This is a genomic window from Stenotrophomonas sp. GD03680 (genome assembly GCF_029844625.1).
In the GTDB taxonomy this organism is placed as follows: Bacteria; Pseudomonadota; Gammaproteobacteria; order Xanthomonadales; family Xanthomonadaceae; genus Stenotrophomonas; species Stenotrophomonas maltophilia_P.
Map to the genome: position 1 here is coordinate 14,917 of NZ_JAOCKC010000026.1, position 17,288 is coordinate 32,204.

General features: G+C 65.1%; 12 protein-coding genes. 3 read left to right on the top strand and 9 right to left on the bottom strand.

The annotated features are described in order from the left end of the window. The first annotated feature begins 19 nt into the window (after positions 1 to 19). From N5J29_RS17220 to N5J29_RS17230, 3 genes are read left to right on the top strand one after another with little or no spacing between them, the layout of a single operon-like run. A complete protein-coding gene (locus tag N5J29_RS17220) occupies positions 20 to 1,378 on the top strand; it encodes a phosphomannomutase/phosphoglucomutase (RefSeq protein WP_053516973.1) in 1,359 nt (452 codons plus the stop codon). 14 nt (positions 1,379 to 1,392) lie between these two features. Beyond that, positions 1,393 to 2,802, top strand: coding sequence for a mannose-1-phosphate guanylyltransferase/mannose-6-phosphate isomerase (locus N5J29_RS17225; RefSeq protein WP_065175349.1), 1,410 nt, complete (start codon positions 1,393 to 1,395; stop codon positions 2,800 to 2,802). A gap of 3 nt (positions 2,803 to 2,805) precedes the next feature. Further along, complete coding sequence (locus tag N5J29_RS17230) at positions 2,806 to 4,236, top strand: UbiA family prenyltransferase (protein WP_164152894.1); 1,431 nt, start codon at positions 2,806 to 2,808, stop codon at positions 4,234 to 4,236. A gap of 109 nt (positions 4,237 to 4,345) precedes the next feature. Here the strand turns inward: N5J29_RS17230 and N5J29_RS17235 are convergent, their stop codons facing one another. The 9 genes from N5J29_RS17235 to N5J29_RS17275 form a co-directional block, all read right to left on the bottom strand. After that, positions 4,346 to 5,482 (bottom strand): glycosyltransferase family 4 protein, encoded by a 1,137-nt coding sequence (locus N5J29_RS17235; RefSeq protein WP_164152893.1) that lies wholly within the window; start codon positions 5,480 to 5,482, stop codon positions 4,346 to 4,348. 2 nt (positions 5,483 to 5,484) lie between these two features. Continuing rightward, positions 5,485 to 5,832 (bottom strand): EamA family transporter, encoded by a 348-nt coding sequence (locus N5J29_RS17240; RefSeq protein ID WP_053516976.1) that lies wholly within the window; start codon positions 5,830 to 5,832, stop codon positions 5,485 to 5,487. A 61-nt stretch (positions 5,833 to 5,893) separates the two neighbouring features. Further along, positions 5,894 to 8,092, bottom strand: a complete 2,199-nt coding sequence (locus N5J29_RS17245) for a hypothetical protein (RefSeq protein WP_164152892.1) — start codon at positions 8,090 to 8,092, stop codon at positions 5,894 to 5,896. 94 nt (positions 8,093 to 8,186) lie between these two features. Then, positions 8,187 to 9,089 (bottom strand): GDP-mannose 4,6-dehydratase, encoded by a 903-nt coding sequence (locus tag N5J29_RS17250; RefSeq protein WP_053516979.1) that lies wholly within the window; start codon positions 9,087 to 9,089, stop codon positions 8,187 to 8,189. Further along, positions 9,073 to 10,107 (bottom strand): GDP-mannose 4,6-dehydratase, encoded by a 1,035-nt coding sequence (gene gmd / locus N5J29_RS17255; RefSeq protein WP_053516980.1) that lies wholly within the window; start codon positions 10,105 to 10,107, stop codon positions 9,073 to 9,075. Before gmd ends, N5J29_RS17250 begins: the two co-directional genes overlap by 17 nt. Continuing rightward, entirely contained in the window at positions 10,104 to 13,784 is a 3,681-nt protein-coding gene (locus N5J29_RS17260) for a glycosyltransferase (RefSeq protein WP_164152891.1), read from the bottom strand. Before N5J29_RS17260 ends, gmd begins: the two co-directional genes overlap by 4 nt. After that, entirely contained in the window at positions 13,781 to 15,202 is a 1,422-nt protein-coding gene (locus N5J29_RS17265) for an FkbM family methyltransferase (RefSeq protein ID WP_164152890.1), read from the bottom strand. The genes N5J29_RS17260 and N5J29_RS17265 overlap by 4 nt, the downstream gene beginning before the upstream one ends. Before the next feature lie 9 nt (positions 15,203 to 15,211). Then, on the bottom strand, positions 15,212 to 16,474 hold the full coding sequence (locus N5J29_RS17270; RefSeq protein ID WP_053516984.1) for an ABC transporter ATP-binding protein: 1,263 nt from the start codon (positions 16,472 to 16,474) through the stop codon (positions 15,212 to 15,214). Then, positions 16,471 to 17,265, bottom strand: coding sequence for an ABC transporter permease (locus tag N5J29_RS17275; RefSeq protein ID WP_111186692.1), 795 nt, complete (start codon positions 17,263 to 17,265; stop codon positions 16,471 to 16,473). Before N5J29_RS17275 ends, N5J29_RS17270 begins: the two co-directional genes overlap by 4 nt. Between the last annotated feature and the right edge of the window lie 23 nt (positions 17,266 to 17,288).

A 17,288-nucleotide genomic window follows, 5' to 3' on the forward strand; every position in this document is an offset into this window, starting at 1 on the left:
CCGTGTAAGGACTGCATTGATGACGCTCCCGTGTTTCAAGGCCTATGACATCCGTGGCCGCGTTCCGGATGAACTGGATGAACGCCTTGCCCGCCGCATCGGCGCCGGCACTGCCGCGTTGCTGGGCCCGGGACCGGTGGTGGTGGGACACGATATCCGCCTGAGCAGCCCCGCCCTCCTGCAGGCCGCCATCGAAGGCCTGACCGCCAGCGGCCGCGATGTCATCGACATCGGCATGTGCGGTACCGAGGAGGTCTATTTCCAGACCTTCCACCGCAAGGCCGCCGGCGGCATCATGGTCACCGCCAGCCACAACCCGATGGACTACAACGGGATGAAGCTGGTGCGCGAGGAGTCCAAGCCGATCAGCGGCGATACCGGCCTGTTCGACATCCGCGACTTCGCCGCCTCGGAGGCGCCGCTGGGAACCGGCCAGGGCGAGGTCCGCCAGGACACCGACAAGTCCGCCTACATCCAGCACCTGCTCGGCTACGTCGACGTGGCCGGCCTGAAGCCGCTGAAGATCGTCACCAACCCCGGCAACGGTGGCGCTGGCCTGGTGATCGACGAACTGGCGCCGCACCTGCCGTTCGAGTTCATCCGCATCCAGCACGAGGCCGATGGCAGTTTCCCGAATGGCATCCCCAATCCGCTGCTGCCGGAGAACCGTGCGGCAACGCGCGATGCCGTGCGCGCGCACGGTGCCGATTTCGGCATCGCCTGGGACGGCGATTTCGATCGCTGCTTCTTCTTCGACGCCGACGGCAACTTCATCGAGGGCTACTACCTGGTCGGGCTGCTGGCGACGGCACTGCTGGCCCGCCAGGCGGGCGGCAAGATCATCCACGACCCGCGCCTGACCTGGAACACCGTGGAAATGGTCGAGCAGGCCGGCGGCGTGCCGATCATGAGCAAGACCGGGCATGCGTTCATCAAGGAGCGCATGCGTGCCGAAGATGCCATCTACGGCGGCGAGATGAGCGCCCACCATTACTTCCGCGAGTTCGCCTACTGCGACTCGGGCATGATCCCGTGGCTGCTGATCGCGCAGCTGGTTTCCACGACCGGCAAGTCACTGGGCGAGCTGGTGGCCGATCGCATGAAGGCCTATCCGTGCAGCGGCGAGATCAACTTCCGTGTCGATGATGCCAAGGCGACCGTGGCGCGCGTGCTGGCGCATTTCCAGCAACAGCAGCCGGTACTGGACCATACCGATGGCGTCAGTGCGGATTTCGCCGACTGGCGCTTCAACCTGCGCAGCTCCAACACCGAGCCGCTGCTGCGCCTGAACATCGAAACCCGTGGCGATGACGCCCTGCTGCGCGAACGCATCGCCGAGCTGACCGCCCTGATCGGCGGCACGCCGGCAAACCATTAACCGAAGGACGCACCATGAATCCCATCGTTCCCGTCATTCTTTCCGGCGGCTCTGGCACGCGTCTGTGGCCGCTGTCGCGCGAAGCGTATCCGAAGCAGTTCCTGCCGCTGGTCGGCAACGACACGATGCTGCAGGCGACCTGGAAGCGCGTTGCGTCGATTGCCGGCGCGGCACCGATCGTAGTCGCCAACCAGGAACACCGTTTCATGGCGGCCGAGCAGCTGCGCGAATGCAAGGTGCTGCCGCAGGCGCTGATCCTCGAGCCGGTCGGCCGCAACACCGCGCCGGCGATCGCCATCGCCGCGCTGCAGGCACTGTCGGCCGGCGATGACGCGCTGCTGCTGGTGCTGCCGTCGGACCACGTGGTCCGCAACGAGGCGGCGTTCCATGCCGCGGTCAAGCAGGCCGCCGTCGCGGCCGAATCCGGCAAGCTGGTCACCTTCGGCATCGTGCCGACGGCGCCGGAGACCGGCTACGGCTACATCAAGGCCGCCACGGGTGAAGGCGTGCGTGCCGTCGACCGCTTCGTCGAGAAGCCCGACCTGGCTACCGCCGAACAGTACGTGGCATCCGGCGAGTACTTCTGGAACAGCGGCATGTTCCTGTTCAAGGCCTCGCGCTACCTGAAGGAACTGGAGACGCTGCAGCCGGCGATCCTCGCCGCCTGCCGCAATGCGCTCGACAAGGCCGCACGCGACAACGACTTCATCCGCCTCGACGCCGAGGCCTTCGCTGCCAGCCCGAACGACTCGATCGACTACGCGGTGATGGAAAAGACCGCCGATGCCGCCGTGGTACCGCTCGACGCGGAATGGAATGACGTCGGCTCGTGGTCGGCATTGTGGGAAGTGTCCGACAAGGATGCCGACGGCAACGCCTGCCATGGCGATGTCATCGCCCTGGACTGCAAGGACAGCTATGCCTATGGCAACCGCCTGATCGCGATGGTCGGCCTGCAGGACGTGGTGGTCGTGGAGACCGACGACGCCGTGTTCGTCGGCCACAAGGACCGCGTGCAGGACGTCAAGGAGATTGTCGGCCGGATCAAGCGCGAGGGCCGCAGTGAAGCTGCCGCGCACCGCAAGGTGTACCGTCCGTGGGGCGCCTACGATTCCATCGACAACGGCGACCGCTTCCAGGTCAAGCGCATCACCGTCAAGCCGGGCGCGACCCTGAGCCTGCAGATGCATCACCACCGCGCCGAGCACTGGATCGTGGTCAGCGGCACGGCCGAGGTGACCCGGGGCGACGAGGTCATCCTGCTGTCGGAAAACCAGAGCACGTACATCCCGCTGGGTGTCACCCATCGCCTGAAAAACCCGGGCAAGCTGCCGCTGGAGTTGATCGAAGTGCAGTCGGGCAGCTACCTGGGCGAGGACGATATCGTTCGTTTCGAAGACCAGTACGGCCGCGCGGGAGGCTGATCGGTGAGTGCTTCGGGTGCCGGCCGTTCGAGGCCGTTGTGTGTTGATCTGGACGGCACCCTGCTGCGCAGTGACCTGTTGTACGAGACCTTCCTGAGGATGCTGGCACGGCAGCCCTGGATGCTGTTCGTGCTGCCGTTCTGGCTGCTGCGTGGCAAGGCGCACCTGAAGCACCAGCTGGCGGTGCACGGTGCCGGCGATCCGGCACTGCTGCCGTACGACCCGCGCGTGGTCGAACTGCTGCGGACCAGCAGTGATCGCAGGCGGGTCCTGTGCACGGCATCGGACGCGGCACTGGTGGAGCCGATCGCGCGCCATCTGGGCGTGTTCGACGACGTGTTCTGCAGCGATGGACACACCAATCTTGCCGGCCATCGCAAGGCCGATCTGCTGGTGGAGCAGTTCGGCGAGCGCGGTTTCGACTACATGGGCAACGCGCGGGTCGATCTGGCCATCTGGAAGCACGCGCATTCGGCCTGGGTGGTCAACGCCAGTGCCGGTGTCGCCCGCGCTGCGGCGCACTGTTCGGAGCTTGCCGCCCACTGGCCCCGCGAAGGCGGCGGCCCACGCGCCTGGCTCAAGGCGATGCGTGTCCACCAGTGGCTGAAGAACGTGCTGGTATTCGTGCCATTGCTGGCGAGTCATCGTTTCCTGGAGCTGGAGACCACGCTCAACGCGGTGCTGGCGTTCATCGCCTTCGGGCTGTGCGCATCCGGCGTGTATCTGTTCAATGATCTGCTGGACCTCGACTCGGACCGGCAGCATCCGCGCAAGCGCAAGCGCCCGTTCGCCTGTGGCCGGCTGGATCTGCGTTCGGGGCTGCTGGCCACGCCGGTACTGACCCTGGCCGGCTTCCTGCTGGCGGCCATTGTCGCCCCTGCATTCCTGCTGGTACTGGCCATCTATTTCTGCCTCACCCTGGCCTATTCCCTGCGGATGAAGCAGGTGGTGATGATCGATGTGGTGATGCTGGCCGCGCTCTACACCATCCGCATCGTCGGCGGTGCCGCGGCAATCGACGTCACGCTTTCGTTCTGGCTGCTGACCTTCTCGATGTTCATCTTCCTCAGCCCGGCCATGCTCAAGCGCTACACCGAACTGCGCATGACGCTGGCCAGCGGCAAGGAGAAGCCCAGCGGGCGTGGCTACCACGTCGAGGACCTGGGACTGGTACAGGCCCTGGGTACCGCGTCGGGCATGGCGTCGGTACTGGTGCTGTGCCTGTACATCAACGCGCCGGAAAGCCAGGAGCTCTACGGGCATCCGCTGTTCCTGTGGCTGCTGTGCCCGGTCCTGCTATACTGGATCTGCCGCACCTGGCTGCTGGCCCACCGTGGACAAATGCACGACGACCCGGTCGTGTTCGCAGTGAAGGATCCCGGCAGCCTGATCACGGTGCTGGTGGGTGGCCTGTCGGTACTGGCGGCGATCTGAATCAGGCACATCACGGCTGCGCCACCGGCGCGCAGCCCGTCATTCGAGCGCGGGGAATGACGGTGCCAGCGCTGCCCGCAGGCAGCGCTGGCAACCCGGCCAGGTGGGATCAGGCCGGACGCTCGGACCCGGTACGATCCAGCAGCATGGCTTCCTGCAGGTCGTAGAAGCGCCGCAGCGGATAGGCCTGCAGTGCCTGTGCGCGTACCTCGGCACGGCTTGCCGCATCGCGGCTGGCCATCAGGCGCAGCATCGCTGCCGCCAGTGCCGGTGCATCGCCGACCGGCACCACTTCGCCATTGCCGGTGTTCTGCACGATGGTGCGCACGCCCGGCAGGTTCGACGCGATCACCCGTGAACCACTGAGCATCGCCTCCAGCTGCACCATGCCGAACGCTTCATAGCGGTTGACGCTGGGCAGTACCAGCACATCGAGCTGCGCATAGAACGCCTGCAGTTCCTGTTCGCTGACGCGACCGCGCACGTCGACCGCATCCCCCAGCGCGGCGATGCTGCCGTGGATGGCATCCATGATGCCGCCGCCGGCGATGTTGTGGGTATCCCCGACCAGCACCAGGCGGACACGGTCGCCATGCAGGGCATGGACCTGGCTGAAGGCCTCCAGCAGGACGGGCAGGCCTTTCTCGGCGACGAAGCGGCCCACGAAACCAAAGCGGAACACCCCGTCGGTACTCGCCGGGCGATCCTGCCAGGGCATCGCCTTCATCGGCGCCAGCACTTCATGCTGCTTGTGACGGATACCGGACAACCAGGCCGATGAGCTCGCGTAATCGTGGGTGAGCACCCCGACATCACGGGCGCGCCGCGTGGCCAGCCAGCAGGACACACGGGTCACGTTCACCGCCAGCCGGTCCAGCAGTCCACCCACCACGGCCATGTCGCACTGGTAGTTCACCACCAGCTTGCGGGCCGGGACCAGCAATGACAGCAGGCCCGACTCCAGCATCGGCATATGCAGGTTGACCACATCATGCTGCCGCGCCAGTCGGCGGAACCAGGTGATGAACTTCCAGCTCAGGACGCCTTTGTGCATGCGGGCGAACACCGGTGCGCGCACCACGCGCACGCCGTTGATGGTCTCTTCCACCGGCAGGGATGCATCGTGCTGGGTGGTGAGCACGGTGACCTCGTGGCGATGGGACAGGTCCTCGGCAAGCATCCGCGCGAATTCAGTCACCCCGCTCATGTAGGGCGTGTAGTAGGTCAGGACGATCAGGATCTTCATGCTCAGCTCGCGCTCACCAGTACCACGCCCAGCACGATCAGGCCGATTCCGGCCATGCGCAGTGGGCCGATGTGCTCGCCCAGGAACAGCACGGCAAGCACCGGTGTCACCACGTAGGTCAGGGCGATCATCGGCTGCAGCTTGGTCAGTGGCATGTACTTGAGCAGCACCACCCACGACACCAGCGGGATCATCTGCAGGATGAAGCCGGTCACCAGTGGCAGGTTGAACGCAGACGACAGCATGGGCAGGAGGCCGTCGGAATAGGTGACACGCCCTGCCCCGACCTTCAGCAGGACGGTTCCACAGGCGCCGAGGATGACCAGGCCGAAGACGATCAGGAGTTGCATGGGAGACCTCTTGCGCCGTGGCCGTGGCCCGACGCTGTTCGATGGATGATTGCGAAGACCGTCATTCTGCCGGCTCGGCAGGCACGCCGCAGCTGATGCGGGCGTGGGACACGTTGGCGAACAGAGGCCGGGGATCGGTTGATAGACCCAACGCCTGCGGCGACGCAACCGGCCAATCCGGCGCGAGGACGACCACCGAGCTGCCGCCGGCCAGCGACAAACTGACCTCGCCCTGGTGCCCGTCGACGGTTGCTGCTTCCACACCGTTGACGGTCACATGGATACGTCCCTCGGCGGGTGGCTGCAGCAGATCCAGATCAACCTGCAGTCGTGCGTCCGCACATCCTTTGGGCACGAAGGTTTCAAGGCTGAAGGCGCCGCGGGTCCAGCAGTGATCCTGTTCGCAGGTGTGCCAGCCCGTACCCGCCTGGGCCAGCGGCAACTGACCGGACTGCAGCGAGAACAATGCGAATGTGGGATCTTCCAGGAGCGGGGCAGTACCCGGCGGCAGCGCTGGGCCCGTCCCGGGCTGCCTGAGTACCAGCAGCCAATCGGGTGATTCGGCACCGCGCAGGCTGTCATTGAACAGGGCATCGCTGTACCCCACCGGAGCGTCGCCACGGTCGGCAATGCGCGCGCGCACCCCGCGCCGATGCAGCTCCAGCACAGCAAAGTCCTGCTTGACGTAGCGCTCCGGCCCGTTGACCCCGGACGTGTCGATGACAACCTCATCGCCCTTCTGCGGCAGCCTGATCGCTTCCGAGAGGGCATGGGTGATACCCGAAGGCACATGCGAGACCAGGATCGATCGCGAACGCACGGCGTAGGCCGCCGACAGCGCCCCCAGCGTCGCCATCAGCAGCAGTACCACACCTGTGCGGCCGCGACGGCGCGCATGGCGCAGCAGAAGCCAGCTCAACAGCGCCACCCATGCCGGCCCGAGCACCTGCACCAGCTTGTGCTCGCCATACTGATAGCCATGGCTCTGCACATAGGCAACCAGCACCATGCTGGCTGCCAGCAAGCCGACGAAGAACCGCCAGCGTCCTTCCCGGATGGAAAGCCATGCAGTGGACGCCATCAGCACCAGCCCGAGCATGATGGCTTCCGGATTCACGGCAGGTTCGCCGGTCATCAACAGGCCGGCGAAGGGAGCCGACAGCCACCAACCCCAGAAGGGCTGCCGGATGTACCAGCTGGGCCACGACGACTGCGCGACGATGCCACTGACCTGGGCATAGGATGCCATCAGCTCGGGCAGCATCCGGTTGAGGACGATCGCGCAGGCCAGCATCGCCAGCAGGCCGCCCAGCAGGAACACCCGCCAGGAACGCAGCCACATGGCCGTCACCAGTACGGCCAGGGCCACGATCATGCACGCATGCACCGCCGCTTCGCCGTATGCCATGCCGGTACAGCCCGCGGCTGCACCCAGCATGATCCACTTTGCACCCAGCGACTGCATCGGCGTAAGTGCCCACAGCACGATCATCATCAGCAGGGCGCCCGCCATCGCCGTACCGATGTTCTCGTTGACCACCGCAAGCATCATGCCGGTACCCAGCATGCACAGCACCGCCAGCAGGAAGGCCACCGCGGTTCCCCGCGGCCAGCGACGCGCGCCGCCGAAGCGGCCTGCCATCGAGGGCAGCATGCCGAGCACCGGGAACAGTGCGGCGGTGCCGATCATCGCCCGCACCTGGTTTGGGCCTGCCTCCGGCACGAAGCTGGACGCCAGTGCCAACAGGCTGTACGCCCCATTGCGCTGCACGATGCAGCCGTTGCCGATGAACTGCATGCCCTGACCGCATTGCCCCAGCGCCCACTCGCGGGCCACCGTGGCCTGCTCGACCCAGAGCGGGTGTTGCATGGCCCATTTGGCACCGCCGTAGAAGAACACCAGATCATGGTTGGTGCCTTCAAGCATCCACAGATGCCGGGAGGCGAACATGAGATTCCACCATGCGACCAGCAGAACGCCCGCAAGCAGACTGATCGTGAACGCCCAGATCGACGCATGGGCGAGCGGATCGGCGAAGCCACGGCGAAGCGCCATGAGGGCTCCCACGGCCCCGCTGATCAGGAAACAGGGAAACACCACGTAGCCGGGCAGCCACGCATTGGCATTCATCAACAGAGCCAGTACGCACACGCTCGCAAGCAGCAACGCCTGGACCGGCCCGATCCGCCGCAGATGCGGGCTCACGCGGATGCCGGCGACGGCCAGCAGAGTCGAGCTGCCGATGACAGCAAGACACATCGCCAATACCGGCGCAATCAGTTGCCAGACATAATGCACTGCGTGTTCTCCCTGCACTGAAGGCGGGATCCGCCGAAGCGGACCCCGCGCTCTTTCAGGCCTCCGCGCGGGCCTGGTACATCCAACGAAGCGTCTCGCCCAGATCGAAGTCCGGCAATGAGCCGACCGCGGCCCGCAGCTTGCCGTTGTCACCACGCAGCGACTTGACCTCGTTGGCGCGGACGAAGGCGGGATTCACTTTCACTTCGATGTCGCGGCCGGAGATGCCACGCATGCGTTCGATGACCTCATGCAGCGAATGCTCCTGGCCGGAGCAGACGTTGTAGGTCTGGCCATTGCCCGGTAGTGCCAGCAGGCCTTCGTAGGCAGCGGCCACGCCCCGCACGTCATTGAAATCGCGCGAGACATCGGTGTTGCCCAGCTCGATCACATCGGCACCGCGGCGGAAGTGCGCCACGATCTTCGGAATCAGGAACTTCTCGTCCTGGCCCACGCCGGTGTAGTTGAATGGACGCACCAGGGTCAGCGGAAGCTGATCGATCCACAGCGCCGCCATGGCCTCCATCGCCATCTTGCTGACCGCGTAGTCGTTCTGCGGCGAAAGCGGCGCCTGCTCGTCGAGCACGCCGGACGCGTTGCCGTAGACATTGGCACTGCTGGCCAGCAGTACATTGCTCGGCGCCTCGTCCAGAGACGCCAGCGCTTCCAGCAGATTGCGCGTACCCACCACGTTGACCCGGTAGATCTCGTCGGCATCACCGTGGGCGACGAACGAGATCGCAGCCAGATGGACCACGCGCTGCGGACGCACTCTGGCGACGTGCTGCTTGAGCGCAGCACGGTCGAGCAGATTGACCGACGTTGCGGTGTCGCCGGAATGCAGATCATGCACATCGCAACCGGCAGCACGCAGGCGCTCGATCACGTAGCGCCCGGTGAACCCGGACGCCCCCGTGACCAGCACGCGCTGGCCTGACAACTCAGAACGAGAAGCCACGCTCGTTCCTCTTGAGGTCAGCCTCGACCATCATCTGGCACAGCTGTTCCAGGCTGGTCTGCGGCTTCCAGCCAAGGATGCGCTCGGCCTTTTCCGGGTTGCCGATCAGCAGATCGACTTCGGCCGGGCGGTGGAACTTCGGATTGATGCGCATCACGGTCTTGCCGGTGGCGGTGTCCACCGCGACTTCGTCCACGTCCTTGCCCTTGAACTCGACATCGATGCCGGCGCCCTTGAACGCCATCGCCACGAAGTCGCGCACGGTCTCGGTACGGTTGGTGGCCAGCACGAAGGTGTCCGGCTGCTCGGCCTGCAGCATGCGCCACATGCCTTCCACGTATTCCTTGGCGAAGCCCCAGTCACGCTTGGCGTCCAGGTTGCCCAGTTCCAGGACGTCCAGCTGGCCCAGCTTGATCTTGGCAACCGAGTCGGTGATCTTGCGGGTCACGAACTCGCGCCCGCGCAGCGGGCTTTCGTGGTTGAACAGGATGCCGCTGGAACCGAAGATGTCGTAGCTCTCGCGGTAGTTGACAGTGATCCAGTGCGCGTAGAGCTTGGCCACGCCGTACGGGCTGCGCGGGTAGAACGGGGTGTCCTCCACCTGCGGCACGGCCTGCACCTTGCCGAACATTTCCGAGGTCGACGCCTGGTAGAAGCGGATCTTCGGATTGACCAGGCGGATCGCTTCCAGCAGGTTCAGTGCACCCACACCGGTGATCTGCGCGGTGGTGGTCGGCTGGTCGAAGCTGACGCCGACGAAGCTCTGTGCGGCCAGGTTGTAGATCTCGTCCGGCTGGATCTTCTGCACCATCGCCAGCGACGTGCCGAGGTCGGTCAGGTCGTACTCCACCAGGTGCAGGTTCGGGTGGTTGGTCACGCCCAGCTCATCCAGGCGCCAGAAATTGACCGAGCTGGTGCGGCGGTAGGTGCCGTGCACTTCATAGCCCTTCTCCAGCAGCAGCTGGGTGAGATAGGCGCCGTCCTGACCCGTGATGCCTGTGATGATTGCCTTCTTCATTGCTTCTCGTCCTGATGATTGAGTGTATTTGCAGCCAGAACCTGCCGACGCGTGCGGAGGATCTGTCGAGCCATGGAGTCCAGACGGCGGGCCAGCGCAGGATACCGGTGTTCGGCGCGCCATTGTGCGGCACGCTGCTGCACTTCGGCCAACACTGGATCGCCGTCACGGCTGGCACGCAGCAGTTGCCGCAGACCGGCCGCAAGATCGGCCGGGGAGGTCCCGGGCAGACGGTGAACGACGTCGCCGACGTTGTCGAAGATCGCCAGCGGCGTGACGGCCACCGGGCGGCCTGAGGCCAGCCCGTAGCGGACTGCCGCGCTGGAGGATTCGCCGGTGCCCTGGTATGGGAACACCACCACATCGGCCTGCACCAGCTCCTGCATGCTCTCCTGGTCACGCAGGAAACGGGTCACCATCCGCACACGCGACTGCAGGCCGTGCTGCACGACGCGCGCCACCGCCTGGTCGATCTGCTGCCGCGAGACATCCACCGGATACTCGGCATTGATCATCGCCAGTTCGACGTCCACGCCCTGGGCGACCATCAACGCAACAGCGTCGATCAGTTCCAGCAACCCCTTGTGCGGCAGGAAGAAACCGTAGGAAACGACGCGCAGGCGTGCGCCCGTGTTTGCCGCCGCCGGCTCAGCCGGTTCCAGGATGCCGTGCGGGAACATCGCGGTGTTGCGCTCCACGCCGATGTCCTTGAGACGGTTGAGGTCGTGTATGGAGTGCACCAGCACGCGATCGCAGCCGGCCAGTGCCGGCCCCAGGTCGCGCAGCCGCTTGCGCGGATTCTCCGCGGCATCAACGGTTGCATGCATCATCACGATCAGGCCCCTGCCGGCCGCCTGCTGCCGCTCAAGGAAGGCCGAGAACGCGGGGAAGTCAAAGAAGCCGTACTGGAACTGGATGATCAGCGTGTCCAGCTTCAGGCGCTCGATCTGCTGTTCCAGCCGCTCGAGCATGTCGCCTTCGCCCTGCCGCCAGCAGCGGACAACCTCTGGCCCATCGCGGAACGTGCGGTCATCGGCCTCGGCCGCCAGGATCGCCACCGGCGTTCCGCCGCTCTCCACGAGATAGCTGGCGTAACTGGCCACGCCGCAGCGCGTATTCCAGGTCGTGATCCAGCCGACGCGCGCATCGGGCAGCGTCGGCTGCGCCGCGAACGCGCGTACGTCCTGCTCCAGTCTCCGCGCGGCATCGGACCACGTGAAGCGCGACTTCAGAAGTCGCCGCGCGGCCTCGACCTTGTCCCGCACACGCGCCGGATCGGCGCCGTGCACCTCACGCATTGCGGCGGCCAGCGCGTCGACATCGGGTTCGGCCCAGACCGAATTGCGCAGATTGAAGTGGGTCTGCGCCGGAACGAAGCGGTAATCCACCATCCAGGCGGTTTCTTCGCTGCAGAAATCCAGCTGCCCCCCCCAGTTGGTGGTGATCACCGGCAGGCCGCCCAGCATCGCTTCGGCCAATGGCAGGCCAAAGCCTTCAGCCCGGCTCGGCGCCAGCAGCGCGTTGCAGCTCGCGTACAGATGCTTGAGCTGGGCGTCGCTCACGTCCTCCTCGATGATGTGCACGTCCGGATAATCCGGGTTGTCGCGGCGTGCGTCAGCCAGCCAGCGATGCACTTCATTGTGTGGATTGGCGAAGGTCTTGATGACGAGGCTGACATCGTCGGCGGCGCTGAACGCCTTGCCATAGGCCAGAAGCATCGCGTCCACGCCCTTGCGCGGGAAGCACGAGGACACGTGGAGGAAGCGGAACCCCCTGCCCGGCACCGGATAGGTCGCATCGGCAACAATCTGCTCCCAGTGATCCACGCCGTTCCAGCAGACGCCAAGGGGAACCGACACGCCGTTATCCACCATGATCTTCTCGACATGATGCGAAACGCAGGAGATCCCCTGCAGGCTGTCATTGAACTCCTCGACCCACTCCTGCGGAAAACCGCTCTCCTCCCAGGGATAGGCGTGCAGCAGGTTCATCCTTGCGCGTGCATCGGCAACCCGTGGCGGATACAGCAGCCGGCTGGTCACATCGGCCTGGTCGGCCGGGATCGCGGCCACGGCAGCATGCAGCGCCGCCACGCGCGGATTGCGCGCAAGGAACTGCGGTGACGGATCGAAATCACCCGGGCCCTCGGTCGAATGCAGACCCACGCGGTGGCCACGATCGGCCAATGCTTCCGCGAGGCAACGGTTCACCAGGGCCAGGCTGTAGCTGCTGTCGAATGGCCCTTCCACGCGCCAGGACAGCGACGCGGGCAGCTCACCGCCGCGTGCGAGCGCCTCGTTGGCCGCCATTCCGGAGGAGATCAGCGCTGCCGCCTGCTGCAGTTCGAAGGGTTCCGGCTCGCAGCCGACGTCCAGCCCACCCACCGCCTGGACCAGGGTGCGGTAGCCGGCGTCGAGTGCAGGCGACGCGGCGACCCAGCGGCGATCGCGTGGCGCACGACGCGATGCGACCGCTTCCATGGCCTGCAGCGCGGCCTTGGCCGAATTGTCCCACGAGAACTTCGCCGCCTGTCGGGGAGCATGGGCACGCAGGGAATCGGCGAATGCGGTGTCAGTCAGGACGTTCTGCATGGAGCGGGCGATCGAAGCAGGCTCCGTTGGATCGAACAACGCATCTTCACGACCGATCACCTCGGGGATGCTGGTCGTGCCTGAGCCAATGGTCGGTGCTCCGCAGGACATGGCCTCCAGCGCGGGCAGGCCAAAGCCTTCATGCAACGAGGGGAACACGAAGGCCGCCGTCGCGCTGTACAGCGCAATCAGCTCTTCGTCGGTGATATAGCCGGTGAACACCACCTGGTTGCTGACGCCGAGCTGCGCTGCCAGCGCATCGAAATTGCGGCGGTCGTGCTCGGACACTTTGCCGGCGATGACCAGCTGCGTCGACGCACGTACGGCAGGATCCATCAGGGAGAATGCCCGCAGCAGACCCTCTGCATTCTTGCGCGGCTCCATTGCCCCGCTGTACATCACGTAGCGGCCACGCAGGCCGAAGCGCTCGCGGAACAGGGTCTGCTCGCGTTCGCCGATGACCATCGGCACGAAGTGCGGCGAGATTGCCGAGGAGATGTTGACCACACGCGCCGGATCGATATCCAACGCCTGCAATGCCTCCTGCCGCGCGTGCTGGGAGATCGACAGCAGCAGGTCGGCGCGCTTGAGCGACTCGACCTTGTCCATGTACCAGGACCGGACCCAGTCCGATGCCAGATAGACGTCGGGATTGAGCAGCGGAATCAGGTCATAAAGGGTCAGCGCAGTCGCCGCCCGTACGCCCGGCAACTTGCCGATCGAGCCGACCGCACCGCCCTGGGAACCTTCGAACAGGCTGGATACGTGGATGAAGTCGGGCTGGAGGCCATCCAGGAACGCTTCCCACATCAGCTCGGATGCACCACGCCGCCACGCATCCGCGGCGTTCGGCCAGCCTACCCGGCTGAAGGCATCGAACTGACGGATCCGTTCCTGCGGGACCAGGCCATCCAGGGCCTGGCGGATGTCGCCGATGCCATCGGGGAAGGTGCCGTTGACCGCCACCCAGATCTCATGGTCGCCCGCATTGCGGGCCATCGCTTGCGCCAGCGAGGTCGAATAGCGCCCGATGCCCCGGAATCGGCTCTCGGTCTGTGCACCCTGCAGGTCAATCAGCACTCTCATCGGGCAGCCCTTTCATTCCTTGAACGCTTCAGGTCTTCCAGCACGCGCCGGGCCCGTCGATCCAGATGGACGACAGTGACTTCGTGCTCGTTGCCCTCCATTGCAGCCAATCGCGCCCGCTCGATCTCGAACAGCTGTTCGCTGATGGCGATCTTCTGCAGGCGCTGGTGAAGGAAGGGAATGCGCGTAACCAGGGGCTTGGCCAGGCGTCGCAGCCACGGTGCGGCCATGGCGACCTTCAGCGCGCGCACGACCGCCGGCCGCAGCGCACGTTTCATGCGGCCCAGCACGCTGGACGACAGGCGTCGGCGCACTGCCCGGAACGGCCGCGTGAGCTGCCACGAACGGCTGCGTTCGATCGCATCCAGCTGCGCGCGCAGCTGCTCATGCGCCAACCACCAACGATGGGCCTCGTGCTTGCCCTTGGTGACCTGCTCAGTCAGCTCGTGCAGTTCGGCCAGCGCCTTCCTGTCGAGCAGGCTGCGCTCACGCTCATGCTTGCTCACCAGTTCCCGCTGGGCCACTGCCATCGCACGGACCGCGCCTTCGTGCTCGCTGCGCAGCCTTTCCATTGCCCGGGCGTTGTGCTCGGTTGCCTCGGCGGATTCTTCCTGCGCCCGCTGCAGTGCCGCGTCCAGATCCTGGATCCGCTCGTTCAGTTCGACCTCGCGTCGATCCGCCAGCGTCTGCAGTTCGTGATAGGCCAGGTTGATCTGCGAGCAGAACTGCGAGCCCGAACTCAGACTGAAATCATCGAACACATTGGGTCCGCTCCCGAATGCCGCATCCAGTTCGGGATGCTGCGCACTGGCGTAGAACCGGTTGAGGCCGTCGAAATAGACGAACCGGTACCCCTTGTCGAGCAGGATCGGTTCCCAGTTCTGGTGGGATTGTTCCGAACTCAGCGGACGCGTGCTTTCCACCACCACCAGCCAGGGCAAGCGGGTATCGCGCTGCCAGCCGCGCAGCACCAGTTCCTCGGCGCCCTCGACGTCGACCTTCAACCAGTGGATGTCGGTGGCTGGCACCTGCTCCAGCACGGTGTCCAGCGTCAGCGCCGGCACACGCACGTCGGAGACGTTGAAGCCCGCCTCCCGATGTTCGGCAGCGATGGCCGGATCCGTGGTGCTCAGGCCGGTATCGGCGATGTTGAAGAACTGCAGTATCCCGGGTTGATCGCTTACGGCAACCTGCAGCACCACCTCATCCGGCCGGCGATCGCGCAGCAGGTTGGCATACTGCGGCGTGGGCTCCACGTGCACACCGCGCCAGCCATGCTCGTAGAACATCCTGCTTACCGAGTCGGTATCGGGGCTCTGTGCGCCCACATCGACATAGCAGCCATTGACCACATGTGACAGCGCGCGCCAGAGCATCACGTCTTCGAAATTCTGCGCGTAGGAAATCAGCTTTGACATGGTTGTCCGTCAGTCCGCCTGCACACCATCGGCCGATGCGCGGCTGCGTTCGACGCTGAAGGCAGCATCAAGCCAGTTCGATCCGATGAACGTGGTCCTGTCGGCATTCATCACGTCGAACACCAGCAGGTTGTCCACCCACTCGAAGTTGTCGACCATGTGCGTTTCGGTGCTGACCAGCGCCGGCGACACCGAGTAGGAACCCGGGCCCAGCGTACAGGTGAAGTCCAGGTGGTAGACCACCTGTTCTCCGCCCCGTACATCTCGCTGGACCTGACCGGTATGCCAGGTATTGCTGCCCCAGATGATGTGGCCCTGCTTGTCGCGCAGCATGAACCCCAGTACCAGGCTGGGCAGGTCGGCACTGACCTGTGCCTTCAGTTCAAGCCGGAGCTTCTGGCCAACGGTTGCCAGCTTGACCTCCTGGCTGCTTTCGCCATCGAGCAGTCGCAGCGATTCCACGCGGGCCTGGCCGGTCCCGCTCCGGGTAGTCACCCAGCCGGATTTGCCACGGCGCTGCTCGACCGCAAGCGTCTCGTTTTCCTTCTTCGCGATCAGCGCGTTGTAGAAATCGATGACCTCGTCCGGCTCGCCATCCTTCAGCACTCGTCCCTTGTCCAGCAGGATCGCGCGGTCGCACAGTGCCTTCACGTCGCTGAGGCTGTGCGAGACCAGCATGATCGACGTGCCCTCCTCGCGGAAGCGACGCATGCGGTCGAAGCTCTTGTGCTGGAAGTAGCTGTCGCCGACCGACAGGGCCTCGTCGACGATCAGCAGGTCCGGGGTGAATGCAGTGGCGACGGCAAACGCCACGCGCACCTGCATGCCGCTGGAATAGGTACGCACGGGCTGGTCGAAATACTCGCCCACTTCGGCGAAGGCCTCGATCTCCGGCATCGCGGCTTCGATCTGCTCCTGCGAGTAGCCCATCAGGCCTGCGGAGTGGAACGCGTTCTGGCGACCGGTGAGGTCGGGGTTGAAGCCCATGCCCAGCTCGAGGATCGCCGCAACGCGGCCGGTCCGCGTCACCTGGCCCTCGGTGGGCTGGGCGGTGCCGGTGATGAGCTTGAGCAGGGTGCTCTTGCCCGCGCCGTTCTGGCCGATCACGCCCACGGCTTCGCCGGGCGCGATGGTGAAAGACACATTGCGCAGCACCCAGTTCTCTTCCTTGGGCCGCGTCGGCACACCGAACCAGCGGGCCGCGCGCAGCCACTCGCTCGTCCAGACGCGATACGCCTTGCCGACGTTGTCGACCTTCAGTTCACCACTCATAGCGCATCCACCATTTCCGGGCTGGCACGACGGAACATCACCAGCGAAGCCAATGCCAGCACCACCGTGGCGATCATCAGCCACAACAGGTCACCCCAGACCGGCGGCTTGTCGAACAGCAGCACGTTCTGGTAGCTGGTAACCAGCGGCAGCAACGGGTTGAGCCGGAAGATCGCCTGCACGCGCTCGGGCAGAATGGTGATGTGGTAGACGATGGGGGTCAGCCAGAACAATGCCTGCAGGACCACCGGGACGACCTGGCCGATATCGCGCATGAACACGTTGAGCACGCCCAGCAGCAGGCCCAGCGCCATCGAGAAACTCAGCGTCAGCAGCATCAGCGCCGGCAGCCACAGGGCCTCGGCAGTTGGCATGTGGCCCATCACCGCGAACACCGCGAAGATCGCCACCAGCAGCAGCACGTTGTTGACCAGCATCGTGCCACCGGCGATGAACGGCAGGCAGATGCGGGGGAACGACATCTTCTTCATCAAGTTGCCGCTGTCGACGAACAGGTTCACTGACTTGCCGATGGTCTCGGAGAACATCGTCCAGCACAGGGTGCCGGACATCAGGTACAGCGCGTAACCGTACTTGTCATCGATGCCCGGCAGCTTGGCGGCCAGCACCTCGGACAGGATCGTGGCGAAGATCAGCACCTGCATCAGCGGGTGGATGATCATCCACAGGGCGCCCAGGCGGCTGCGGATGAAGCGCAGCCGCAGCTCGTTCTTGATCGAGGAAAAAATGAAATAGCGGTAGTTCCACAGGGCTTTCAGCATACCCAGCATGTCCAATCCTCGTGCCCGGTGGG

What these genes read in the sequence shown, in the direction of transcription:
- N5J29_RS17220 (WP_053516973.1), top strand. Translation starts at nt 20, where the DNA reads ATGACGCTCCCGTGTTTCAAGGCCTATGACATCCGTGGCCGCGTTCCG.
- N5J29_RS17225 (WP_065175349.1), top strand. Translation starts at nt 1,393, where the DNA reads ATGAATCCCATCGTTCCCGTCATTCTTTCCGGCGGCTCTGGCACGCGT.
- N5J29_RS17235 (WP_164152893.1), bottom strand. Translation starts at nt 5,482, where the DNA reads ATGAAGATCCTGATCGTCCTGACCTACTACACGCCCTACATGAGCGGG.
- N5J29_RS17240 (WP_053516976.1), bottom strand. Translation starts at nt 5,832, where the DNA reads ATGCAACTCCTGATCGTCTTCGGCCTGGTCATCCTCGGCGCCTGTGGA.
- N5J29_RS17245 (WP_164152892.1), bottom strand. Translation starts at nt 8,092, where the DNA reads ATGTGTCTTGCTGTCATCGGCAGCTCGACTCTGCTGGCCGTCGCCGGC.
- gmd (WP_053516980.1), bottom strand. Translation starts at nt 10,107, where the DNA reads ATGAAGAAGGCAATCATCACAGGCATCACGGGTCAGGACGGCGCCTAT.
- N5J29_RS17260 (WP_164152891.1), bottom strand. Translation starts at nt 13,784, where the DNA reads ATGAGAGTGCTGATTGACCTGCAGGGTGCACAGACCGAGAGCCGATTC.
- N5J29_RS17265 (WP_164152890.1), bottom strand. Translation starts at nt 15,202, where the DNA reads ATGTCAAAGCTGATTTCCTACGCGCAGAATTTCGAAGACGTGATGCTC.
- N5J29_RS17270 (WP_053516984.1), bottom strand. Translation starts at nt 16,474, where the DNA reads ATGAGTGGTGAACTGAAGGTCGACAACGTCGGCAAGGCGTATCGCGTC.
- N5J29_RS17275 (WP_111186692.1), bottom strand. Translation starts at nt 17,265, where the DNA reads ATGCTGGGTATGCTGAAAGCCCTGTGGAACTACCGCTATTTCATTTTT.